This window comes from Agromyces humi (assembly GCF_009720255.1).
In the GTDB taxonomy this organism is placed as follows: domain Bacteria; phylum Actinomycetota; class Actinomycetes; order Actinomycetales; family Microbacteriaceae; genus Agromyces; species Agromyces humi.
On sequence record NZ_WJSP02000024.1, the window covers coordinates 1 to 23,529 of the forward strand.

21 protein-coding genes are annotated in these 23,529 nt (G+C 69.2%); 8 read left to right on the plus strand and 13 right to left on the minus strand.

All coding sequences use genetic code 11. The features are described from left to right. Together GH736_RS04390 and GH736_RS04395 are read right to left on the minus strand one after the other, a co-directional pair. Positions 1–795: DUF4397 domain-containing protein (locus GH736_RS04390; RefSeq protein ID WP_159600629.1), on the minus strand; the 795-nt coding region annotated here is incomplete at its 3' end. 408 nt (positions 796–1,203) lie between these two features. Next, on the minus strand, positions 1,204–2,919 hold the full coding sequence (locus GH736_RS04395) for an IlvD/Edd family dehydratase (protein ID WP_159600631.1): 1,716 nt from the start codon (positions 2,917–2,919) through the stop codon (positions 1,204–1,206). A gap of 75 nt (positions 2,920–2,994) precedes the next feature. Here GH736_RS04395 and GH736_RS04400 point away from each other — a divergent pair, with 75 nt between their 5' ends. From GH736_RS04400 to GH736_RS04420, 5 genes are read left to right on the plus strand one after another with little or no spacing between them, the layout of a single operon-like run. Continuing rightward, entirely contained in the window at positions 2,995–3,792 is a 798-nt protein-coding gene (locus tag GH736_RS04400) for an IclR family transcriptional regulator (protein WP_235933832.1), read from the plus strand. Continuing rightward, positions 3,789–4,700 carry an SMP-30/gluconolactonase/LRE family protein gene (locus GH736_RS04405; protein WP_159600633.1) on the plus strand — a complete coding sequence of 304 codons (912 nt, stop codon included), beginning with the start codon at positions 3,789–3,791 and terminating at the stop codon, positions 4,698–4,700. The genes GH736_RS04400 and GH736_RS04405 overlap by 4 nt, the downstream gene beginning before the upstream one ends. Continuing rightward, positions 4,697–5,557: a fumarylacetoacetate hydrolase family protein gene (locus tag GH736_RS04410; RefSeq protein ID WP_159600635.1), complete on the plus strand. Its 861-nt coding sequence runs from the start codon at positions 4,697–4,699 to the stop codon at positions 5,555–5,557. Before GH736_RS04405 ends, GH736_RS04410 begins: the two co-directional genes overlap by 4 nt. A gap of 8 nt (positions 5,558–5,565) precedes the next feature. Next, complete coding sequence (locus GH736_RS04415; protein ID WP_235933833.1) at positions 5,566–6,594, plus strand: zinc-dependent alcohol dehydrogenase; 1,029 nt, start codon at positions 5,566–5,568, stop codon at positions 6,592–6,594. After that, a complete protein-coding gene (locus GH736_RS04420) occupies positions 6,591–7,265 on the plus strand; it encodes an SDR family NAD(P)-dependent oxidoreductase (protein WP_159600638.1) in 675 nt (224 codons plus the stop codon). Before GH736_RS04415 ends, GH736_RS04420 begins: the two co-directional genes overlap by 4 nt. Positions 7,266–7,606: 341 nt before the next feature. Here the strand turns inward: GH736_RS04420 and GH736_RS04425 are convergent, their stop codons facing one another. From GH736_RS04425 to GH736_RS04465, 9 genes are all read right to left on the minus strand, one after another. Beyond that, positions 7,607–10,042: a caspase family protein gene (locus tag GH736_RS04425; RefSeq protein WP_159600640.1), complete on the minus strand. Its 2,436-nt coding sequence runs from the start codon at positions 10,040–10,042 to the stop codon at positions 7,607–7,609. A gap of 32 nt (positions 10,043–10,074) precedes the next feature. Beyond that, on the minus strand, positions 10,075–10,917 hold the full coding sequence (locus GH736_RS04430; protein ID WP_159600642.1) for a caspase family protein: 843 nt from the start codon (positions 10,915–10,917) through the stop codon (positions 10,075–10,077). A gap of 2 nt (positions 10,918–10,919) precedes the next feature. After that, complete coding sequence (locus GH736_RS04435) at positions 10,920–11,138, minus strand: ABC transporter permease (protein WP_159600644.1); 219 nt, start codon at positions 11,136–11,138, stop codon at positions 10,920–10,922. 64 nt (positions 11,139–11,202) lie between these two features. Continuing rightward, a complete protein-coding gene (locus GH736_RS04440) occupies positions 11,203–11,457 on the minus strand; it encodes a hypothetical protein (protein WP_159600646.1) in 255 nt (84 codons plus the stop codon). 9 nt (positions 11,458–11,466) lie between these two features. Continuing rightward, on the minus strand, positions 11,467–11,721 hold the full coding sequence (locus GH736_RS04445) for a hypothetical protein (protein ID WP_159600648.1): 255 nt from the start codon (positions 11,719–11,721) through the stop codon (positions 11,467–11,469). 17 nt (positions 11,722–11,738) lie between these two features. After that, positions 11,739–14,300, minus strand: coding sequence for a WD40/YVTN/BNR-like repeat-containing protein (locus GH736_RS04450; RefSeq protein WP_159600650.1), 2,562 nt, complete (start codon positions 14,298–14,300; stop codon positions 11,739–11,741). 29 nt (positions 14,301–14,329) lie between these two features. Further along, on the minus strand, positions 14,330–14,545 hold the full coding sequence (locus tag GH736_RS04455; protein ID WP_159600652.1) for a hypothetical protein: 216 nt from the start codon (positions 14,543–14,545) through the stop codon (positions 14,330–14,332). A gap of 197 nt (positions 14,546–14,742) precedes the next feature. Then, the gene (locus GH736_RS04460; RefSeq protein ID WP_159600654.1) at positions 14,743–19,281 is read right to left on the minus strand and encodes an OmpL47-type beta-barrel domain-containing protein; all 4,539 of its coding nucleotides are present in this window, start codon (positions 19,279–19,281) and stop codon (positions 14,743–14,745) included. Between the two features lie 247 nt (positions 19,282–19,528). After that, positions 19,529–19,669 carry a hypothetical protein gene (locus GH736_RS04465; RefSeq protein WP_159600656.1) on the minus strand — a complete coding sequence of 47 codons (141 nt, stop codon included), beginning with the start codon at positions 19,667–19,669 and terminating at the stop codon, positions 19,529–19,531. A gap of 31 nt (positions 19,670–19,700) precedes the next feature. On the opposite strand from GH736_RS04465, the gene GH736_RS04470 reads away from it, so the two are divergent. Genes GH736_RS04470 through GH736_RS04480 form a run of 3 tightly spaced genes read left to right on the plus strand, consistent with a single transcriptional unit; the run spans position 19,701 to position 22,395 of the window. Then, positions 19,701–20,435, plus strand: coding sequence for an ABC transporter ATP-binding protein (locus GH736_RS04470; protein ID WP_159600658.1), 735 nt, complete (start codon positions 19,701–19,703; stop codon positions 20,433–20,435). Continuing rightward, positions 20,432–21,733 carry an ABC transporter permease gene (locus GH736_RS04475; protein ID WP_159600660.1) on the plus strand — a complete coding sequence of 434 codons (1,302 nt, stop codon included), beginning with the start codon at positions 20,432–20,434 and terminating at the stop codon, positions 21,731–21,733. The genes GH736_RS04470 and GH736_RS04475 overlap by 4 nt, the downstream gene beginning before the upstream one ends. A 17-nt stretch (positions 21,734–21,750) precedes the next feature. Beyond that, positions 21,751–22,395: a TetR/AcrR family transcriptional regulator gene (locus GH736_RS04480; protein ID WP_159600662.1), complete on the plus strand. Its 645-nt coding sequence runs from the start codon at positions 21,751–21,753 to the stop codon at positions 22,393–22,395. A 52-nt stretch (positions 22,396–22,447) separates the two neighbouring features. Here the strand turns inward: GH736_RS04480 and GH736_RS04485 are convergent, their stop codons facing one another. Together GH736_RS04485 and GH736_RS04490 are read right to left on the minus strand one after the other, a co-directional pair. After that, positions 22,448–23,314 (minus strand): MurR/RpiR family transcriptional regulator, encoded by an 867-nt coding sequence (locus GH736_RS04485; protein WP_159600664.1) that lies wholly within the window; start codon positions 23,312–23,314, stop codon positions 22,448–22,450. Positions 23,315–23,326: 12 nt separating this feature from the next. Then, positions 23,327–23,529 (minus strand): M20/M25/M40 family metallo-hydrolase (locus GH736_RS04490; RefSeq protein WP_162529543.1); only part of this gene is annotated, 203 nt, incomplete at its 5' end.

The following is a 23,529-nucleotide window of genomic DNA, read 5'->3' on the forward strand; positions in this document are numbered from 1 at the left end:
GGCGACGCCCAGGGCCGCCGCCGCGAGGAGGGCCGCCGCGGTGACCACCCAGCCGGCAGTTCCCAAACCAGGGGCGTTGGTGGCCGCGAGGCCGGCCACGCCCGCCGGGACGCCGTCGGGAGTCGAGTGGAGCCCGCCGATGGTCTGCACGGCAAGTGCCAGGTTGGCATCGTCCAGGCTCCCCCATGCGTAGACGATCGTGTTCGTGCCTTCTGCGACGTCGACATCGGCCGGCCCGATGACCGGGGTGGTGGTGCCGGCGGCCGCGACGGACGCCGAGACCACGCCGGCCGGCAGGTTGAGGATCTGCTCGTTCGGGTTCGTCAGGTTCGTGATGACGGGGGCTCCGCCGGCGAGCACGTCGACCGCGGGTGCGGCGGCGACGTGGCGGACGGTCAGCCGGCCCTCGCCGGGCGCGGTCTGCGAGATGTCGTTCGTGAACAGCGTGGCCGTCGGCTCGCCGGCCTCGGTGAGGTGCGCGACCGCGGTGTAGTCCTTGCCCGACTCCAGGGGCAGGTCGACGGGTCCGATGGCCGGGGCCGAGGCGTCAGCGGCATCCGACGCGGTGATGGCCACCGTGTAGGTGCCGGCCGGCAGCTCGAGCGGGCCGGCGAGGTCACCCGGCTTGAAGTCGTCGAGCGTGAGTTGGTCGTCGACATAGACGTCGACCGTGAGGCCCGGCACGCCGTGGAGCACGGACAGCTTGGCCGGGGCGTCGGCGGCGTTGGCAGGGGCGACGGCACCGAGCACGACGAGTGCTCCGGCGCCGATGGCGGCGGCGAGGATCTTCTTCATGGTTCCCTCCAGGTGAGCCCCGTGACGGGGCGGCGAGTTGCCTTCATCACCTACTTCCGCCGAATGGGCGGAATCGGATGCACTCGTATGGAGTTTCTTCGCGTCGCCACCTCACGACCGATCGACACCGGTTCCGGGGCAGGTCGGCCTCGCTCAACGTGAGGACGACCTCGTCACCAGCAGGTCCTCGAGGCGAGCGATGGAGCTCACCTGGTGACAGCTGGCAGGCTGACGGCGCGGCGAAGGGCGCGTCCGCGAGGTCGCCTGAACCTGCGGACTCGATGCCTGTGCGGCCGACGTGCGTTGTGGGCGGCCATCCAGCCCTACCTGCCCGACCGCTCCTCCGGGTCCAGCGACTCCTGACCGCGATGGGCGAGGCACCCCCGCGGTCTCGGTTCGCGCTCGTCGTCAGTGGGACTCACGGCTGACCTTCGAGCCGCTCGACCCGACGAGGAAGTCGAGGTCGGCGCCGGTGTCCGCCTGCATGACGTGGTCGACGTAAAGTCGCTCCCATCCGCGCCGCGGATTGGCGAAGCCCCTCACGGTCGCCTCGTCCACGCCGCGGGCCTCCATCTCGTCGGCCGGCACCTCGACGTCCAGGCGGCGGTTGCGCACGTCGAGGTCGATCCAGTCCCCCGTCTGCACCCGCGCGAGCGGGCCACCTGCGGCCGCCTCTGGGGTGACGTGCAGGATGACGGTGCCGTAGGCGGTGCCCGACATCCGTCCATCGCAGATACGCACCATGTCACGCACGCCCTTCTCGAGGAGCTTCTTCGGCAGTGGCATGTTGGCGACCTCGGGCATGCCCGGATACCCCATCGGACCGCAGCCGCGCAGGATCATCACCGAGTTCTCGTCGATGTCGAGGTCGGGGTCATCGATCCTGGCGCGGAAGTCCTCGATGCTGTCGAAGACGACCGCCGGGCCGCGGTGCTTGAGCAGGTGCGGCGAGGCCGCGGCGGGCTTGATGATGGCGCCGCCGGGGGCGAGGGAGCCGCGGAGGACCGAGATGCCGGCGGCCGGCAGCAGCGCGTGTCCGCGCGGGGTGATGACGTCGGCATCCCAGATCCTCGCGTCGTCGAGGTAGTCGACCAGCGGCCGGCCGGAGATCGTGAGCGCTTCGGCATCGAGGAGGTCGCGCACCTCGCGGAGGACCGCGTGGAAGCCGCCGGCCCGGTGGAAGTCGTCCATCAGGTACGTGCCGGCCGGCTGCAGGTTCACGAGCAGCGGCACGTCGGCGCCGATTCGGTCGAAGTCGTCGATGGTGAGATCGATGCCGAGCCGGCCCGCGATCGCGAGCAGGTGCACGACAGCGTTCGTGGAACCGCCGATCGCGGCCAGCGCCACGATCGCGTTGTGGAAGGACGCCTTGGTCAGGAATGTGCTCGGTCGCCGATCATGCGCGACGAGTTGCACCGCGAGCCTTCCGGTCTCCTGCGCGCCTTCGAGGAGCCGGCTGTCGGGCGCCGGCGTTCCCGCGAGCCCCGGCAGCACGGTGCCGAGCGCCTCGGCGACGAGCGCCATGGTCGATGCGGTCCCCATCGTGTTGCAGTGTCCGCGGCTGCGGATCATGGCCGACTCGGATTTGAGGAACAGGTCCTCGCTCAGCTCGCCGGCGCGGACCTCTTCGCTGAGACGCCAGACGTCGGTGCCGCAGCCGAGCGCTTCGCCGCGGAAGTGGCCGGTGAGCATCGGACCGCCGGGGACGACCACGGCGGGGATGTCGACGGATGCCGCGGCCATGAGCAGTGCCGGGATCGTCTTGTCGCATCCGCCGAGCAGGACGACGCCGTCGATCGGATTCGCTCGCAACATCTCCTCGGTCGCCATCGCGGCCATGTTGCGCCAGAGCATGGCGGTCGGTCGCACCTGGGTCTCGCCGAGCGAGACGACCGGGAGTTCCAGTGGGATGCCCCCGGCCTCGTAGATGCCGTTCTTGACCGACTGGGCGATCTCGTCGAAGTGGCTGTTGCAGGGCGTGAGGTCGGACGCGGTGTTCGCGATGGCGATCTGCGGACGGTGGTGGAAGTCACCCGGGACTCCCCGACGCATCCACGCGCGATGGATGTAGGCGTTTCGGCCGTCACCCGAGTACCACTCGGCGCTCCGCAGAGAAGACGTCATTGTTTTCCAACTTTCGGAATGTTGGTCTGACTGATGAAACTATGGTGAGCATAGGCGATCGGAAGGGCAGGGCCAATGACCTCCATGACGGACCTCGAGGCAGTCGGCGATCGACTGGTGGGCTCCGACCGGGTGCTCGCGGTGCTGATCGAGCTCGCCTCCCATCCGGCGGGCGCGACGCTCGACGAGATGGTCCGGCTGACCGGGAGCCCGAAATCCACGGTGCACCGGGCCCTGGCGTCGCTTCGGCGTGCGGGCCTCGCGTCGCAGGACGGCCGTGGGCACTACATCCTCGGCGACGAGTTCCTCCGGCTCGCATTCGCCCATCACGAGGCCAGACCCGAGCACATCCGAGTCCGACCCTTGCTGGAGCGCCTCGCGGAACGATTCGGAGAGACCGCCCATTTCGCAGTCATGGACGGCACCGAGGTCGTGTACCGCGCGAAGGTCGAGCCGCCCATCGGCGCCGTGCGACTGACCTCGACGATCGGTGGACGCAATCCCGTGCACAGCACGGGTGTCGGCAAGGCGCTCCTCGCCCCTCGCGTGCGCACCGAACGCGACGTCGCCTCCTGGATCGGCGACCGCGTGCTCGAAGCCCGTACGCCGAACACCGCGGTGACGGCAGCAGACCTCCACGCCCGCCTCGCCGACACACGTCGCGACGGTTATGCGATCGATGACCAGGAGAACGAGCTGGGCATCAACTGCGTCGCCTTCCCGGTCTACCTCTCGTCGCCGACGGCGCCCGCCGGTGCGGTGAGCGTCAGCGCGCTGGCCTATCGCACGCCGCTTTCCACCCTTCTGGAGTCGGTCGACGAGATCCGCGCGATCATCGCCGAGACGACCGGCATCCGCGAGAGGACCGCATGAACCAGAACACCGTGCGCGTTGCGCACCCGCAGGTGCACGAGCTGGCGGAGGGCCCGTTCTGGGACTCGGTCCGGGCGCGTCTGCTGTGGGTGGACATCCGGCGCGGCCGTGCGTACTCGGCCGACCTCTCCCCCGATGGGCTCCTTGAGATCCGGGACGAGCTCGCCCTCGACGAGACCATCGGTGCGGTCGCGCCATCCGCCACCGGTGCGTGGCTGATCGCCGGCGCCGAGCGGCTGTACGTCCGCGACGAGGCAGGAGTGGTGCATCCTGGGCCGCGGGTGATCTCGGGCGGCGGCTCGCGACGCCTCAACGACGGCAAGCCCGACCCGCTCGGCCGGTACCTCATCGGTTCACTGAGCCTCGCGGGACCCTCGAATCGGGAGGAGCTTCTCCAGGTCGGCCATGACGGGTCGATCGAGGTGATCGACGACGACCTCACGCTTTCGAACGGCCTCGCCTGGTCGTCCGACGGGTCGCGCCTGTACTCGATCGACACCGAACGGAGGACCGTGTTCGTCCGCGCCTACGACGTCGCGAGCGGACGGGTGGGCCCCCGCTCGGTGCACCTCCGCGTCGACGACGGATATCCCGACGGCATGTGCATGGATGCCGAGGAGCACCTCTGGATCGCCATCTGGGGCCTTGGTCGAGTGAACCGGTACTCGCCGTCGGGCGAACTCGTCGCCTCGATCGACGTGCCGGCGCCGCACACGTCGAGCGTCGCCTTCGCTGGTCCCGATCTCGACGTGCTCGTGATCACGACGGCCACCCAAGACCTCGACGACGAGCAACTCGAACAGTTCCGGCACTCGGGCCGGGTCTTCACCGTCCGGCCCGGCGTGCGCGGGCTCCCCCAACCGTTGTGGGCCGGCTTCTCGGCTCCGACACCCAGTGAGGTCTCATGAAACTCCTCCGCATCGGCGCGTTCGGCGCTGAGACGCCCGCCGCCCTCGTCGGCGACGGACGATACGTCGACCTGTCCGACATCGTCGACGACTTCGACGAGCGCTTCTTCGGAAGCCGCGGACTCGAGCGGATCGGACCCGTTATCGAGGCCCGTGCAGCATCCGGGCACGCGCTGGAGCTCGGCGACCAGCGCATCGGCGCACCGATCGCGCGACCGCACCAGATCCTCTGCATCGGCCTCAACTACAGCGACCATGCAGCCGAGACCGGCCAGGCCGTGCCCGACGAACCGATCCTGTTCACCAAGTCCCCCAACACCCTCGTCGGCCCGAATGACGACGTGCGCATCCCCCGCGGCTCGACCAAGCCCGACTGGGAAGTCGAGCTCGGCATCGTCATCGGCTCCCGCACGAGCTACCTCGACTCCGTCGAACAGGCCCGAAACGCCATCGCGGGCTTCGTCGTGGTCAACGACGTCAGCGAGCGCGCATTCCAGCTCGAACGCAACGGCCAGTGGGCCAAGGGCAAGTCGGCAGAGACGTTCAACCCGGCCGGCCCGTGGCTCGTGACGCCCGACGAGATCGGCGACGTCCTCGACCTCGGCATGTGGCTCGACGTCAACGGCACCCGGCGCCAGACCGGCTCGACCTCGACGATGATCTTCGACCCCTATTTCATCGTCCACTACCTCAGCCAGTTCCTCGTGCTCGAGCCGGGCGACCTCATCAACACCGGCACGCCGCCGGGCGTGGGCATGGGCTTCCGGCCGCCGATCTGGCTGCAGCCCGGTGATGTGATGGAACTCGGCATCGATGGGCTGGGCTCCCAGCGCCAGAACGTGCTCGCGCCCCGATGAAGGCCTTCGTGATCACCGCCCCGGGCGAGGCATCGGTGCAGGATGTCGCACCGCCGACTGTCGGCCCCGGCGACGTCATCGTCGACGTGCAGCGCGCCGGGGTCTGCGGAACCGATATCGAGCTCTACACGGGCGAGATGCAGTACCTCGCCGACGGCCACACGACGTACCCGATCCGCATCGGTCACGAGTGGATGGGCACCGTGCGTGCGGTCGGCGATGGTGTGGACCGGCGCTGGATCGGTCGCCGTGTCACGGGTGACACGATGCTCGGTTGCGGCGTCTGCCGCCGGTGCCTGCGCGGCTACCAGCACGTGTGCGAGTTCCGCGGTGAGCTGGGGATCCGCGATGGCCGCCCCGGTGCGTTGGCCGAGCAGGTCGCCGTGCCCGCTCCCTCGCTCCGTGAACTGCCCGACGCGGTCGACGACGCACTCGGCGCCCTCGTCGAACCCGGCGGCAACGCGTTGCGCTCAGTTCAGGCCGCCGACCTGCATCGAGGCGACCGCGCACTCGTCCTCGGTCCCGGCACCATCGGGCTGCTCACGGCGATGTTCGCCCGCGCGGGCGGCGCCGAGGTGCACCTCCTCGGACGCAGCGAGCGTTCGCTCGAGTTCGCTCGCTCGCTCGGCTTCGAGGGCGTCTGGACCGAGGACGCCCTGCCCGAACTGCCCTGGGACGCGGTGATCGACGCCTCGAACGCGCCGCACCTGCCCGCGAAGGCGCTCGATCTCGTCGAGCCCGGCAAGCGCGTGGTCTACGTGGGTCTGGCCGGCAGCCTCAGCCTCATCGACACTCGCGCGATGGCCTTGAAGGATGTGACGGCCGTCGGCATCCTCAGCGCATCGCCCGGCCTCACGGAGGCCATCGCCGCGTACGCCAGCGGCGACGTCGACCCCAGGCCGCTCATCGCCGCCACCGTCGAGCTCGACCGGCTCGCGCCCGTGCTGGCCGGCGAACGGCCCGAGGGCGCCGGCCCCGGACCCAAGATCCACGTCGGCATCGGCGCCGACCACCACAGCAAGGAGACCACCGCATGAGGACTGCCGTGATCACGGGCGGCGCCCGCGGACTCGGGGCGGCGACCGCCGACCGGCTGCGCGAGGACGGCGTGAATGTCGTCACCCTCGACCTCGCCGGCGAGGTCGACCACCGGCTGGACGTGACCGATGAGCGCGCCCTGGCCTCCGTCGTCGCCGAGCTGGGCCCGGTCGACATCCTCATCAACTCGGCCGGTATCGTCGGGCCGGGCGTGCCCCTGCTCGAGACTCGTGCGGAGGATTGGCGCCGGGTCCTCGACGTGAACGTGCTCGGGACGGTCGCAACCATGCGGGCATTCATTCCGGGCATGGTCGACCGTCGATGGGGGCGCGTCGTGAACTTCGCGAGCATGGCCGGCAAGGACGGCAACCCGAACCTCTCGATCTACTCCGCCTCCAAGGCTGCGGTGATCGCGCTCACGAAGTCGGCCGGCAAGGAGCTGGCGACGACCGGGGTTCTCGTCAACGCCATCGCGCCCGCCGTGATCTCCACTCCCATGAACGCGGAGACTGCGCCCGAGGCGCTGGCACACATCACGAATCTCATCCCGATGAAGCGCATCGGACAGCCCGAGGAGGTCGCCGAACTCGTCGCCTGGCTCGCCTCCGAGAAGGTCAGCTTCTCCACCGGGGCGGTCTACGACATCAGCGGCGGCCGCGCGACGTACTGAGCGGGTGGACCGGGCATGTCGTCCCTCCCACCCGCTCAGTGGCGCGGTGGTTCAGTGACCGAGCGGGAGCCCGTGCGAGCGCGCCACTTCACCCAGCCATGTGTGCGAGAGGGCGGTGAACACCATCACCTCAGGACGCCCGAGGCGTAACGCGCCCGAGCACAGGATGAGGAGACGGGATTCCCACCACGCTCGACCGTCTTCGAGATTCACGACCACGATCCCGGCTGAGCGTGCGCGCCGGCCAGAACTGCACGTGGGTCCTCGCCCCGGTTTGCGCCTTTCCGACCATCTGCCACCACCTGCACGTTCCCCGGATTGCACCCGCTACGTCGAGCTCGCTATGCCTCGAAGCCGAGGTCCACGACGCTGATCACGGCATGGCCCGGCTCGAGTCCTCGGCGTGGCGTGAAGGCGGCCCACATCGAACCCCGAGCGTGACGCTGGAAGATGTGCCGGACGAGGGCGCCGCGGGGAAGGCCCAACCTGGTCGACCGCAACCCCTCGAGGAGTCGTGTCAGGCCCTCGCCGAACGCCGGGATTCCGCAGTCGACCGCATTGATGAACGCCTGCTCCGCCAACTCGCGACGTCCGGTCCCGAACTCGTGCTCCGCGCGGAGGATGTAGCCGTCGCTCACGGTCGGAGCAGCCGTGATGACCGTCGACGCGAGGTCGCCCAGGGTTCCGTGCTTCCCCAGGCGCAGCAGCGCGTATCCCGCGACGATCCCCGCGAAGGGGTCCTCGGACGCCGTGGCCGCGAGCTCGCGAGCGAGCCCTTCGGCGACGTCGATGCGCCCCGCGAGCAGCATCCGCTGGAGGTACTCGACGCGCCACAGTCGGCCCACCGTGGACGACGTGCCGGCCCCGATCTCGGGATGGTACTGGTGCAACCGAATGCGCTCGTTGTCGACCTGTGCGACCAGGGTCGCCAGCCGGCGCGGCAGCACTGGCACCGAGACCACCATCGGCTCGGCTCCCTGCGCCGTGAACGACACCCAGTGGGGCACCGGGTCCGCCGGCACCACCATCCCGGCGATGCCCGCCCGAGAGGGCTCGAGCTGCGCCCCTGGTCCCTCGACCGGCTCCCCTGCCGGCCAGATCGCGACCTCCAGTCGTCGGACCGCCGCCGTGTCCACCTGGCCGTCGATCCCACGCCCGACGGCGAACACGGCGACGCCCGATCGATCGCCGAGCGGTCCGAGCACGTCGCCGCCCCCCATCGCGGCTGGTGTCTCTCCGCTCAGCAGCATCGAGACTCCGGCCGCCACGATCGTCGACGGGCGGGCCCACGCCGTCGATTCCTCGCTCATGGTCACGTACCCGCCGTCGACCCGCCCGCCGAGCGCCGACGTCAGCGCGATGACGATCGGCTCCGGCGATTTCGGCGTGAGCGGTATCCGTTCGGATTCGCCGGCGGCCAGCACCACGAAAGTGGGGTCCCCCGTCGCATCCGGCCCGATATGCCGGATCTGGTAGAACCCCGGCCTGAGGTCGACGCGCTCGCCCGCCGGCCGGATCGCCACCGCCCGGCCCGCCTCGTCCACGATCTCCGCCACGGCGAGCACGTCCGACGACTCGATCGAGATGGTGCCGAGGGGCTCCGAGCGACCGGCCTCCGCAATCTCCTCCGGCCCGACCGGCTCGGTGACCATGTGCGTGTCCGTCCCCGTGTCTCGCGGGCGGAGCTCGATCGTCTCGCGCTGGTCGCGGTAGAGCTCGATCGGCGCTTTGAGCGAGCCGAACAGGTCCTTCGGGGTGGTGGTCGTGACACGGACCGCGTACGTCTTGGGCGGGAGCGTGAACGTCTGGGACTGCCCGGTCACCCCGAGCACGGAGGCAACCGGCTCGCCGAGCGCGTCGAGCACGCTCACCTGGGCGTTCTTGTGCTTCGCATCGAGCGCGAGGTCGACGGTGAGTGCCAGGGGCTTGAAACTCCCGCTCGGAAACGAGACCAGCGAGGCGTCGCGGTCGCGGTTCGCGACGCCACGTGTGCCCGTGTCCTGGGGGATCTGAGCCCGCCACGCCGTCTCTGGAACGCCCGACGGCATCCGGGCGGTCATCCGCTCCTTGATGAAGGTGGCGAGGCGCTCCCAGCGGACTTCGTAGCAGTTCCGTTCCCACGACCACGCCTTCGCGTTGCCGGTGCCCTCGAGGCCCTCCATCAGTGCGCTCGTGAACGCGCCGGTCGCCTCCCCCGGCCAGCCCACCTCCTCGGCGGTGTGGCCGGGCGCCGTCGCGTAGAGGATGAACTGCTGGGTGGGGGGCGCGCCCGGATCCCTCCGGCGCGGCACCGGCCAGCGGCCGACCTCGAACTCCCGGTCCGCCCATGGAATGTTGCGGCAGGCGTCGATGAACAGGAACTGGTCGGCGAACGAGGTCGTCTCGAAGTACTCGGCGATCGAGCGGACGGCCAGCGAATGGTCGGGATGCAACGCATCGAACCCCGGGGTGACGAGCGCACTCTCGTCCCGGTTCGCGACCCGGGCGGTGATCCCGTGACCGGCGAAGTAGAAGTAGAGCCGTTCGGGCTGCTGGTCGGCCGCGGCCACGACCACCTCGTTGATCGCGCTGACGATGTTGTCCTTGGTCGCGGCCGGGACGTCGGATGCGGAATCGCCGGAGGGCGAGAGCAGCAACCGCAGATTGGACTCGGGCACGCCGCCGCCATCGGGATCGATCACCCAATCCCGGAACCTGCGGGCATCGGACACGGATGCGGACAACCGCATCTCGGGATCCCCGTATTCGTCGATGCCGACGACGATCGCCCAGCGCACCAGCACTCACTTCGTCAGAGGTGGTCGCGTCGTCAGCCGATCGTGAATGGCTTCGAGTGTTCGAACTCCGGATTGGCGGCGCCCACCGGGTAGTAATTGGGCTGCTGCCGGTCCGGCATGCGGGCGCGGATCGTCTCGCGGAACTCCGGATAGCCGCCCTCCCAGGCACCGTCGTTCCAGACCGCCAGGAGGTTCTCCGTGAACAGCCCGTTGCTGAACCCGTCGAGGGACAGCTGGTCGTCGCGGCATCCGGAGATCAGCAGGACGGTGGCCTTCGGATCCCGGTGCTCGGCGCCGGGCGCCTGCTGCTGGATCTGGTCGTAGACGTCGGCGTTTGCGCGGTAGGTCGCGATCATCACATCGCGAGGCATCGCCCGATACCGCGGTGACTCGGCGGCCGCCTTCTCCCGCGTCGAGACCGGGTCGGGCACCTCGGCGTCGATCCTCCTGGCTACCGTTCCGCTGTGACAGCTGTCGGAGAGCACGAAGATCCGAGCGCCGGGCGCGAACCTGCCCCAGTGGGCGTACAACTCGTCGTCGACGATCTGACGGTCGTAGGCGACCCAGGTCTCGTCCGAACGATCCTCCTCCCCTTCATCGTTGCGGTCAGGCACCTGACCGCCGTGCCCCGAGTACGAGCAGAGGAACAGGTCCCCCGACGTCAGCCCCTCGGAGGCCGCCGCGATCGCCGTCAGCACCGAGTCGGCCGTCGCCTCTTCCGTCATGAGTGTCGTGGTCGCGAAGCCGTTGCGCTTGGCGATCGCCTCCATGTCCCGGGCGTCGAACTCGCATGCCGTCAGCGCGCCATCCCAGCCGTCGTAGTGAGCGGGATCGACTCGATTGAGTCCGATGTGCAATGAAATACCTCGCGCCATGATCATCCCTCCCGGAGTTTCCGTCGTATCAGCGCGTCCCGGGTTCCCAGGCCTGCCGCCACGACGGCAAGGAGGCCGAAGAATGCCACGATCAGCCATTCGAGGGCGCCGCTGCCGCGATCCGGGTCGATACCGAAGATGGCTTCGATCCACTGGGGTGTCGTCACCGTGATCACGGCCAGTACGACGAACACGGCAGCCAGGACGTACTCGATCACCATTCGAACCATCGTTCTCCCCTTCACGTGTGGTGGAGTCACTTCTCGGCGTGCGCCGACGAACGGGTCAGGGCAGCTCCGGCGGTGCCGCGCCGGCGTCCACGACCGAGCCATCGGACACGACCGGCCCGGACGAGAGGTCGGTCACTCCGGGCGGTGGCTCGGCTCGTCCCGTGAAGATGTCCGGCGCAGGTCCGGCATCGAGCGGAGCGGCCAGTGCGGCTTCGGATGCCTCGCCTGACGCCACCGCTTCAGCCGAAGCACCCGTCACTTCCAGACGCGACTGCCGGTCGCCGTCGTCGATCTCGATCGTGATGCGCATGTCGACTCCTCAGTTCAGCACGGCGTAGCGGCCCTCGAAGGTGACCGCAGTGTTCGTGAGGTTCTTCACGGTGATCCAGTAGGTGCAGTGGGTTCCGTCCGCCCGCTCCACCTCGGTGTCCCAGTCCAGTTGCGGAGCCCCGACCTTCGGCGATGTCGGCACGACGTACCAGACGATATGTCGATCCGCCGGCCAGTTGAACGTGAACCACTTCGCCGTCTGGTTCGCCGCGAGCGTGCCGGTCCATTGTGTTCCCGTGTACATGGGCGTCTCCTCCTCGGTCACCTGTAGCTGAGGATCGCGTAGCGACCCTCGAAGTCGACGGGCTGTGCCGTCAGGTTGCGCACCGTGACCCAGTACGTCACGTACCGGGCGTCCGCGCGTTCGATCTGCACGTCGAAGCCCAGTTCGGGTGCGCCGTTCTTCACGGTGGTGGGCATCACGGTCCAGAGCACGTGCCACGTTGCGGGCCACCGGAACGTGAACCACCGCTGCGTCGCGCCGCCGGGAATCGTGCCCGTCCACTGGCGACCGCAGATCGGCGCGTCGATGCTCTCGACGGCGTACTCCCACACGCCGCGGTTCCGTGTGCCGGCCCGGAGCAGGTGTGCGTCGGGGTGGTACAGCAGGTCGGCGATGATGCAGTTCGGAAGTCCCGCAGACATGCTCGACCAGGATCCGCCGCCGTCGAAGGACTGGAAGACCCCCTTGTCGGCTGCCACCCAGACCCGGTCCGCATTGCCCGGATGCACCGCCACCGCGTTGATCGGAAGTACCGGCAGTCCCGCCGAACGATCGACCCATGACGATCCGGAGTCGATGCTGCGGAACACGCGACCGCCGTTGATCCGGGACGAGGTGACCCAGATACGACTCGTCACGACCGGGTCGACCCAGATGTCGCTGATCCACGCCGCGCGCGGCGAGGTCAGTTCGACCGGCGCGGTCCATGACGTCCCGTTCCAGGTGATGCGGAAGAGGCGCCCGCCCGTCGTGCCGACATACGCGGCATCCGCTGACGGCATGTGCATCGCCGATGCCACCGGCGCCCCCGGCAGGGCGACCTCGGTGAAGGACGCCCCGCCGTCGCGCGAGAGGAAGACGCTCGCTCCGGCTTGGGCGACCGTCATGTCGTTGGCCTCGAGCGGAGGGTAGAACAGCTGGCCGTAGACGGATGGGTCGCGGTTGCCGGTCGGGACCCAGGTCCACGTGTTCCCCTTGTCGCTGGAGCGTTCGAGTCCCATGCGGAAGAAGGAGTGATAGACGCGGTTCGCGTCGGTGGAGCTGGAGCCGCAATCGCCGCCGTCGCCGTCGGCGACGTGGTCCCAGACCGGGTTGGCGACGTAGCGGATGCTCCCGTTGTCCTGCGTCCCGCCGAGGAGCCATCGAGACGAGCCGACGTCCTGGGCGAGGTACTCGATCTCGGTGATCGCGAGACCGTCGTTGAGGTCGCCCCATGTGGTGCCGCGGTCCCGTGACCGGAAGATGCCGCCGTCGCATCCGGCGTAGATCACCTGGCCGTTGACGGGGTCGTACGTGAGGCAGTGCTGGTCGGGGTGGATGCTGTCGCCGTTCGTCTTGCTCGACAGGTTCGTCCACACCCAGGTGCGGCCCTGCCGATCGACGCGGAAGAGATTGATCTCGCCGACGTAGACGGAGGCGTCGGAGGTGGGGTCGCCCTGGACGTACCAGTCGTACCAGGACTGGCCGGTGCGCACCGCCGGGTCGGTCGCGATCGCCGTGAACGTGCCAGTGGCGGTCGCACGCCGCCACAGGCGGGGCGTCGGCTGGGTTCCCATGCCGAGCGGCATAGGAGGATCGGACGCTCCCCAGGCCCACGCGACACCACCGTTGGATGGTGCGTGGCTCACCGAGAGACGGGAGTAGTTCGCCGGATTCGGCACGCCGGTGAGGGCCACCGTGTTCCAGGTGCTTCCGCGATCGGTCGACCGGACCACGCCCGCCTGCGTCGACGCGAGCACCTCCGTGTCGCCGCCGTTCGGATGCACGGAGACGCTCCATGCGAGCGCAGGCTGTCGCTGTGTCCAGGTCGTCCCGCTGTCCGACGAGGTGTAGACGCCGATCGTCGTGGCCGCGTAGAGAGTGGCGTGGTCCGATGGGTCGACGACGAGCGCGTGGAAGCCGGCGCCGATGAACGGAGCGCCGGCCGCGAGCGTCCAGGTCGTCCCGCCGTCGGTCGAGCGGAAGACTCCCTGTCCCAGCCCTGCGTAGAAGTCGCCCTCGCCACTGCCGAGATAGGCGGTCGTGGGCGAAACGGGATCGAAGGCGAGCGCTCCGACGGTGAGGGTGGTGAGGGCGTCTCCGCGAGGAATCCATGTGGCGCCGCTGTCACGGGTCTCCCACACGCCACCGCCGGCTGCGCCGGCGAGCAGATGCGCGGAGTCGGACGGGTCGACCGCGATGGAAGAGACCCGACCGGAGACATCCACGCGGGATCCCGCGCCGGAACCGTACGTCTGGCCGTTCCGCATGAAGGTCGGACCCAGGGGTCGCCAGGACGCCGCCGACGGCGCCCGGCCCCGGTCGAGGCCCAGGTCCGTCGCTTCGAGCGCCTCGGCGTACTCGATGGCACGGCCGGAGCGCGTCCGCATCGGGTCATCATCCAGTGCACGCACGGCCTCCGTGAGCGTCTCGGGCCGTTCGGCGTCGGGTTCGAGGAGGCCGCGCTCCTGTTCGAACAGGACGAGGCGTTCCCACGCCTTGCCGTTCGGCGGTCGCGTCAGCGGCGGTCGCGCTGTCTCATCCCCCGCACCCCTCCCGGCACCCCCTGTCGGCGTACCTGCGTCTTCGAACTCCTGGTCGACGTCGATCGGTGTTCGCATGTGCGGACCCCCATTCGCAAACGGTTCGGTCAGACCTTCTCAGGGTCGTGCTGGTCCTCGTCCGAGTCCGACGTCGGCACGTCGCGACGTTCGGCCTCGCGCGGGTGGGCGGTCTGCGAGCCGTCCTCCTCGTCGCCGAGGCCGCGAGCCCGATTGAACTCCTCGAGTCGTTCGGCCGCCCGCCCGCCCGACGATTCCGGTTCGCCTGGTGCGGGGGCGGGATGATCCTTCGATGTGCGCGTCATGGCGACACCCCCATCGGCCCTGCATCAGTGCGGGCCACATCCCCCTAGTGAACGCGCACAGGATACTCCTGTCGGCCGCCCCCCACCAGTGTTCGGGCATGCCCAAGCGCTCGGAGCGAGCCGCTCCTCCCGTTCCACCGAAAGCGGAGGAGCTTCCGATCACTGCGGTCGCAGACGGGCGACCTCCTTCGCGGGCCCTATCGCAAGCCGATGTTCACGAAGTAGGTCTGCCCATCGTCGAGACGAACGCCGACGCGATAGTAGTTGCCGCCCGACGGTGTCTTCCAGTTGTAGCCGTATTGGGACCCCTCGGCTCGATAGGTGCTGCCACTGTCGGCGGCCACCGCGTAGGTTGACTCGTCGACCGGCAGGCTCATCGATGCGCCCTTCGCCGGGGTGAGCCACACCGGGGCGGCATTGGCCTGCACCAGCGTCCCGCCGGCGTTCTTGAGCTGGAGCTTGACCGGGATCGTGCTCCCGCCCTTGAAGACGCTCGTCGACGTGCCGACCTGGTGCGCGGTGTCGTTGATCGGCTGCAGGAATCCGTCGAACCGGTAGATCACCCGGTAGGTCCCCGTCGTCGTTGCCGTGTTCCCCGCCGTGTCCGTGGCCCTCGCCGTGTACGAGAAGGTACCGACGCCGTTGGGGGTTCCTCCGGAGATCGTGACCACGCACGATCCGGCAAGGCCGGAGAAGCCATCACCGGCCGTGCAGCTTGCCGCGGGTACGGCACCGAGCGTGTAGGTGCCGCCGGCGAGGTTGACCGCGGTGATGGTGGGCGCCTCGGTGTCGATGTTGATCCCGGATACGGCCGTGACCGCCGTGTTGCCCGCTTTGTCGGTCGCTGTGCCGCCGGCCGAATTCGCGCCGTTGGAGGTGAGGATCACGTCATCGGGGCAGGTGGCCACACCCGATCGGTCATCGCCGCAGGTGAAGTGAACCGTGACCGCCCCGACGTACCAACCGTTGGCACCCTGGGTGCCGCTCACCACCCCGCCGCTGATGGTCGGTGCGGTCTTGTCGAGCTTGACGGTCACCGTGTCGGTTCCGACGTTGCCTGCGGTATCCGTGGCCGATCCGATCAGGAGCTGTCCGTCGGTCGCGGTGGAGACGGTCACGGGCCCAGTCACGTCGGCCACCCCGGATCCGGCATCGTCGTCCTTGGCTCCGAAGGTCACCGTGACGTCGCTCGTGTTCCAGTCGTTCGCGTTGGGGACGGGTGACAGCGTGTGGGTGACCATCGGGGCGATGTTGTCCCACTTGAGGGCGACGGCGTTCGAGGCCTCGGTGTTGCCTGCGATATCGACTGCCCAGTAGAGCACGGTGCCGGTACCGCTGCCGTCGAGCGGGACGCTGACCGTCTTCGCTGCACCTGCTGCCACCTGCTCCGCGCCGCCGTCGATCCTGTAGTGGATCTCCTTGACCCCCGACAGACCCGCCTGGTCGGTGGCCGTCAGCACGACATTCGCGCTCGCGCCGGTGCACCATCCGTTGGTCTTGGTGCACTGGTTGTTAGCCGTGGTGCTCGGGGCGGATCCGTCGATGTTGATGCCGCCCACCGTCTTGCCGACGCTGAGGTTGCCGGCCTTGTCGCCGGCCGGGTCGCTGGTGACGGCCTGGCCCGCGCCGTCGCCGGAGATCACCTCGCTGGTCGGGCAGGATGCCACCCCTGACAGTGCATCCGTGCACGTGAAGTCCAGCACCACCTGGTCGCGGTACCAGCCGGCGGCATTCGGCGTCGTCGTCGGACCGCCTTCGATGTGCGGTGCGGTGCGGTCGATGTCGATTCCGCTCACCGATGCCGTCGTCTTGTTCCCGGCCCTGTCGAAGATGCCGGCTGAGGCACCCAGGTCGGTGCCCTCGCCGCTGATCGTGTCGTCGGCCGGTTGCGTCGCCGGGTCGATGCCCGAGAGCGCGTCGTACCCCGTCCATTCGATGGTGACGTCACCGTTGTACCAGCCGGCGCCGTTGGCATCGCTGGTCGCGTTGCCGACGAGCGTCGGTGCGGTCTTGTCGATGTTGATGTGGTCGACGGTGGTCGAATTCACGTTGCCGGCCACGTCCTGCGTGTCGCCCTGGACCTGCTGGTCCGCGCCCTCGGTGCTGACCGTTCCATCCGGACCGCAACCGGCGACCCCTGACTCGGCGTCGGTGCAGGTGAAGGTCACGTCGACGTCGGTGTTGTTCCAGCCGAAGCCGTTCGCCGCCGGTGACCCGACGCCCACGATGGATGGCGCGACATCGTCGACGTTCACGATCGTGGTCCGCTTCGCCTCCGCGTTGCCGGCGAGGTCGACGCTCCAGTAGGTGATGGAGTGACTCCCGGTGGCGAGCTCCGCGGTGAACGGCACGCCGTACGTCTGCGCCTCGCCACCGTCGATCTCGTAGTAGGTCGCCGCAATACCGGACTCCGCGTCATCAGCGTCGAACGCGACCGGGATGCCGCTCATGACGAACCAGCCGCTCGCCGGCGAGATCGGGTTGATCACCGTCGTCACCGGCGGGACGTCGTCGATCTTGAGCGTGATGCTGTTGACGGTCGCGTCTTCGCTGTTGCCGGCGACATCCGTGCTCCAGAACGCGATGGTGTGCGTGCCCTTCTGGGTGAATGAGAAGGAGCCGGCGTAGGGCTGGGCCGCGGCCCCATCGATGCGGTAGTACGTCGCCGCCACGCCGGAGAGTGCGTCGTGTCCGGTCAGCGCGACCTGGACTGCATCGGCATACCAGCCGCTCGGGAGCGGGTCGGGAACCGTCGCGGTGGTGGTCGGTGCGGTGCGGTCGATCTGGATGCCGTCCACCGTCGAGCTCGCCGTGTTCCCGGCGACATCCGTGCACGTGGCCGACGACGCCAGGTTGCCGCCCTCCCCCGTGACCGTGTCATCCGCCGGCCCCCCTGCAACCCCGGACAGCGCATCCGTGCATGACCAGAGCACCGTCACATCGTCGTTGTGCCAACCAGGTGAGAACACCGCAGCGAGGACCGGCGCCGTCGTGTCGACGTTGATCCCCGACACCCCGGCACTCGCGCTGTTCCCAGCCCCATCCATCGCGCTGCCAGTCACCGACTGGTTCGCACCCTCGCCCACGATCTGGGAAGGCGACGCGGAGGCGAGACCCGAGAGCGCATCGTTGGCGGAGAAGCTCACCGTCACCGCATCCCGATACCAACCGGCACCGTTGGGCGCCCGATCAGCGGATGCCGAGACCGTCGGCGCGGTCTTGTCGATGCTCACCACGGCCGTGTCCGACGCGGAGTTCCCGGCGTTGTCGGTCGCGGTGCCCGTCACCTGCTGAGCGAGACCCTCAGACGACTGCGTCACGGGAGCCGTGCACGACGCAACACCAGAACCGGCGTCAGCACACGCGAACGTGACCGTCACGTCCTGGTTCGACCACGCACCCTCCGAGTACGTCAGCGGCGTGAACGAGTGACCGATCGTCGGCGCCGTCGTGTCGATCTTCACGTGGGCCGTCTGCGCGGCCTCGACGTTGCCCGCTCGATCGGTGCTGAAGAACGAGATCGAGTGATCGCCCTCGCTCGACAGCGTCACGCTCGTCCCGCTCTGCACTGCTCCGCCATCGATCGCATACGACGTCGACCCGACGCCCGAGAGATTGTCGGACGGCGACAGCACCAACGTCACACTGCCGTTCGTCCAACCGTTCGACGACCCGCTCATTCCCGTCACCGGAGGCGTCCGGTCGACACGCACCGGCGCACTCGACGCCGTCCTCGTGTTCCCGGCCTTATCCGCGATCGACGCGGTTGCGGTCAGCGCGCTGCCCTCACCGGTGATCAGGGCATTCGCGGGCTGCGTCGACGGGTTGATCCCGGACAGTGCGTCGACCCCGGACCATCCGATCGCGACATCGCCCTTGTACCAGCCGTTGCCGTTGGGCGAGGTGGTCGGTGTGCCAGTGAGGGTCGGCGCGGTCTTGTCGATGCTGATGCCGGTGACACCGGCGCTCGCAGAGTTGTCCGCGTTGTCCACCGCGGTTCCGGACACCGACTGGTTCGCTCCCTCGGTCGAGAGCACCACCGTGCCGCCACCCGTGCAGGACTTGATCCCGGAGAGCGCATCCGCGCACGTGAGCGAGACCGTGACATCCGAGTTGTTCCAGCCCGCGGCGTTGGCGGCCGGAGCAGCGCTTCCGGTGATGGTCGGGTTCATCTTGTCGAGCTTGACGACCACCGCGCCGGTGCCGCTGTTGCCCAGCCGGTCGCTTGCCGTGGCGTTCTTCGTGACGCCCGCCGTGTTCGAGCTCACGCTGTCCGTGGCGGGGGTGGGGCCGGTGCCGATCCCCGAACCGGCATCCGTCGCCGACCAGGTGATACCGACGTTGGCCTTGTTCCACCCGGCGGCGTTGGCCGCAGGTGCAAGGGACGCGGTCAGTACCGGCCCCGTGTTGTCGAGGGTGAACGATGCCTGCAACGAATTGGTTTGGCCCGTGCATTTCCCCTGCGCGTTCACGTTGGGCGAGGCGAACACGGTCACGCCCTGGGCACCGTCGCCCGCACCGGCCGTCGTCGTGAACGTCCAGTTCGTCTTGGCCCCGGCAGATTGGTCGTGCGCGGTGAAGGCGCCGGCGACATCCACGCATCGGGTGTCACTGCTCGTGATGGCCGTGAGCGTCAGCGCACCGCCCTGCTTCGCGTACAGCGTGCCGCCCGACGAGACGGTGCCGGCACCCCCGGTGAACGTCGCGGTCGTGACGGTCGAAGCGAAGGCCGGCATGCCACTGAGCATGGCCGCGACCACCGCCCCCGATGCGATCACGGCGAGCCAGCCGCGGGTGCGGCCCTCCCGAATACGAACTCGTCTCGTCGAAATGCCGCTGGAAGCGCGCATGAGAACCTCCGGGAATAGTGGCGCTCGGGTACGCCACCAAGGCCCAAAGTCTGTTGTGCGGAAATGACCGGGTCAATCCCCCGTTCATGGGGTGTTGGACGAAATCTCGGCCCGACGCGTTCGCTCGATCCGCTCAGTCGCGGGCGAAGGCACCCGCTGCTTCCTGGGCGAGGTCGACGAACGGCTCGCCGCTCAGGTCGATCATCACGCGCGAGATGGTGCTGGTCGACCAGCAGACTTTCAGCTTCTGCAGACTATTGTGCAGTGACTGCACCTAGTTGCTTTATGAACTGAAGGGAACTTCGATGACCAACCCCCCGGCACCACCGGTGCTGCGAGCCGTCGACCTGACGCGGAGCTACGGCAAGGGCCAAGCGCGATTCGACGCGCTCCGCGGCGTCTCGCTCGAGATCCGCCGCGGCGAGTCGCTCGCGATCGTCGGCAAGAGCGGCTCCGGCAAGTCGACGCTCATGCACCTGCTCGCACTGCTCGACCGACCCGACTCCGGTCGGGTCGAGATCGACGGCCAAGACGTCGGCGCTGCTTCCGCGCCCGCGGTGAACCGCCTGCGCAACGAGCGGTTCGGATTCGTGTTCCAGCAGTTCTTCCTCACCGCCGGCCAGACCGTGCTCGAGAACGTGAGCCTGCCGCTCGTCGTGGCGGGGGTCGCGCCGCGCGAACGGCGACGTCGCGCGCTCGCGACGCTCGACGCACTCGGGCTCGCCGACAAGGCCGGCAACAAGGCCAACGACCTGTCCGGCGGCCAGAAGCAGCGCGTCGTGATCGCCCGCGCCCTCGTCAACGAGCCGGACCTGATCTTCGCCGACGAACCGACCGGCAACCTCGACACCGCCACCGGACACCAGGTGGAGGACCTGCTCTTCGGCCTCCAGCGCGAGCGCGGCATCACCCTCGTGGTCGTGACGCACGACGAGGAACTCGCCGCACGCTGCGATCGCCGCATCACGATCGCCGACGGCCTGATCGTCGGTGAATCGGATGCCGCGGCGTCCGTCATCTCGGAAGGAGCGGGTCGATGAGGGCCACCGACGTGATCACGAGCGCCACGCGGAACGCCTTCCGCTCGAAGCTGCGCACCACGCTCACCGTGCTGTCGCTGTTCGTCGGCGCCTTCACCTTGACGCTCACCACCGCACTCGGCGCGGGGGTCAGCGACTACGTCACGAAGCAGGTCGCCTCCCTCTCGACCGGGGACGTGCTGCTCGTGACCCCCGCGACCACGACCGACACCACCGAAGGTCCGACGGAGTACGACCCCGACGGGCGCCAGCAGTCCTCCCAGGCGAACCCGCTCGGCGGGGGCACGCTCATGAACGACGACGACCTCGACTCGATCGCCGCGATCGACGGCGTCGACCGGGTGGAACCCATCCGCTCCATCTCCGTGGACTGGGTCGCGTCATCCGACACGTCCATCGACACCAGGTACGAGCTCAGCGTGAACCCCACCTCGTCGATCGGTCGCAGCGATCTCGTCGCGGGAGCGCAGCTCGACCAGGAGGCCGAGGACGCGCAGGTCATCCTGCCCGAGGACTACGTCGACGCCCTCGGATACGAGGACGCCGGCGATGCGATCGGCCGCACCATCGAGCTCGGCTACTCGGGCGCGGACCGCAGTGAGCGGACCACCGAGGCCACCGTGGTCGGCGTCGCCCGCACGAGCCTGCTGGCCTCGGGCGCGGGCGCCAACCAGGCGCTCACGACCGAGATCGCCGACGCGCAGGCCGTGCCCGGGCAGCCCGACGCCTACGCCGTCGCGGTCGCCTACCTCACCGGGTCAGGCGGCGACGGCACCGTCACCGACGACGACGTGGCCGGCGTGAAGGTCGCGCTCGCCGACGCCGACCTCGCCGGACAGACGGTCGAGGACCAGCTGGGCGTCGTGCAGACCATCATCAACGGCATCATCGGCGTGCTCAGCGCGTTCGCGATCGTCGCCCTCATCGCCGCCTCCTTCGGCATCATCAACACGCTGCTGATGAGCGTGCAGGAGCGCACCCGAGAGATCGGGCTGATGAAGGCGATGGGCATGTCGAACGGACGGGTCTTCGGCCTGTTCAGCCTCGAAGCCGTCGTCATCGGATTCCTCGGCAGTGCGCTCGGCGCCCTGGCGGCCATCGGGGTCGGCAGTGCGATCTCCTCGGTCGCCGCGGCGGGACCCTTGGCCGCCCTGCCGGGACTGACTCTCCTGCTGTTCGACCCGCTGAGCGTGGCCCTCGTGATCGCGGCGATCATGCTCATCGCCTTCCTCTCGGGTGTGCTGCCGGCCCGCCGGGCAGCCCGACAGCACCCGATCGAGTCGCTACGGTACGAGTAGCGGAAGGAGCGCAGATCATGTCGACCGCACCGGGTGCAGGGCCGCGTCGTCGCGGTGCCGCCGAGACGACCGCCGCCATCGAACGCGCCGCCGTCGAGCTCGTGCTCGAGCACGGCTACGACCTGGTCACGGTCGACATGATCTGCGAGGCGGCCGGCGTCTCCCAGCGCACCTTCTTCAACCACTTCAAGACGAAGGATGCGGCGCTGCTCGGCGTGGACCTCCCCACCATCGACGAGCGCGCGGCGCGCGCGTTCATCGTGTCCGACGGGCCGCTCCTCGCCGAGGCCGTCGGCCTCATCCGAGTCGACCCGTCGAAGTTGCCCGGCGACCACGCCGTCATGGCCGAGCGATTCCGGGCCATCTCGACCCATCCGGCCCTGCTCGCCCGGCAGATGGAACGGCTGGCCGCGATCGAGGGCGAGCTCCGCGAGATCATCGCCCTCCGCCTCCGCCAGCAGTCGGGCAGGGACGGCACGGATGCCGCATCCGACGCCGAGCTCGATGCGCAGGCCGAGCTCATCACGCACATGCTTGCGGGAGTCATGCGCTACGTCGGCGTGGAGTGGGCGCGACGGATGCGTGACGGCGCAGCGCCGCAACCGCCCGACGGGCCGGAGTTCCGCGCCACCCTCGCGGCGGCGCTGCGCCGGCTCGGCTGAACGAACGGCTGGGGCGCTACGGCTCCACACCGGGCGGGATGTCCCGCGTGCTTCAGACCAGCCCGAGTGCGTGCGCGTCGCGTTCGGTGTGGCGCATCCGCTCGGTCGCCGACTCGCCGAGCCGTTCGAAGCACGAGGCGATCACCGCTTCGACGAGGGCCATCGCCGGCGTCATCGCGTCGAACGGCGACGACGAGTCCGTCGCGCTCGGGAGCACCACCGTCGCCACGGAGGCGATCGGTGACATCCAGGTGTCGGTGAAGAGCACCACCCGCGTCCGTTTCGCGGCGGCGAACTCGGCCAGCGCCCGAGTCGGCTCCTCATACCGGCGGAAATCGAAGAGCACGAGCACATCGCGGCGGGTCAGGGTGCCCATCTCGGCCGCCCGGCTGGTGGTCTCGTCGGGAAGCATCGCGGCGCCGGAGCGCATCGAGCGGAGGTGCAGCTCGAGGAACCGCGCGAGGAGCTGGCTGTAGCGGCCACCGGCGAGCCGGATCTGCGCCCGCGGATCCGCGAGCGCCTCAGCGCACGCCTGGATGTCGTGGGGCGGCACCGTGGCGAACGTGCGCTCCACGGACGACACGGCGATGGCTGCGGGATCCGCCGGCTCCGCCGGCGAGGGGTGCTCGACCGCGCGGTCGTAGATCGTGAGCGGTGAGGCCGAACGCTGGTCGAGGTCGTCCCTGAGCGCCTGCTGGAACTCGGGGAATCCCCGGTAGCCGAGCCTCGTCGCGAATCGCACCACCGTTGGCCCGCTCACGCCGGCCCGGGAGGCCAGCCGCGCCACCGTCTCGAACCCGGCGGACGGGTAGCCGTTGAGCAGCGCCCGCCCGACCTTCCGCTCCGCGGGCGAGAGCTCGCCCATGCGCGAACGGATCGCCTCGGCCACGGACGTGACCGGTGCCGGTTCACTCGCCATCGTCGGCTCCCCTCACGAGATCACGTCACAGCGTAGTGGTGGGCGGTGCGCGAGGTCGGCGATGAGCGCGGCGAGGAGCGCGACCCGCTCGGGCACGCTGTCGAGATCGAGCCATTCCGTCGCGGCGTGGTCGTCGCCGCCGATCGGCCCGAGTCCGTCGAGGGTCGCCACGCCCGCGGCGGCCACGAAGTTGGCATCCGATGCGCCGCCGGTCG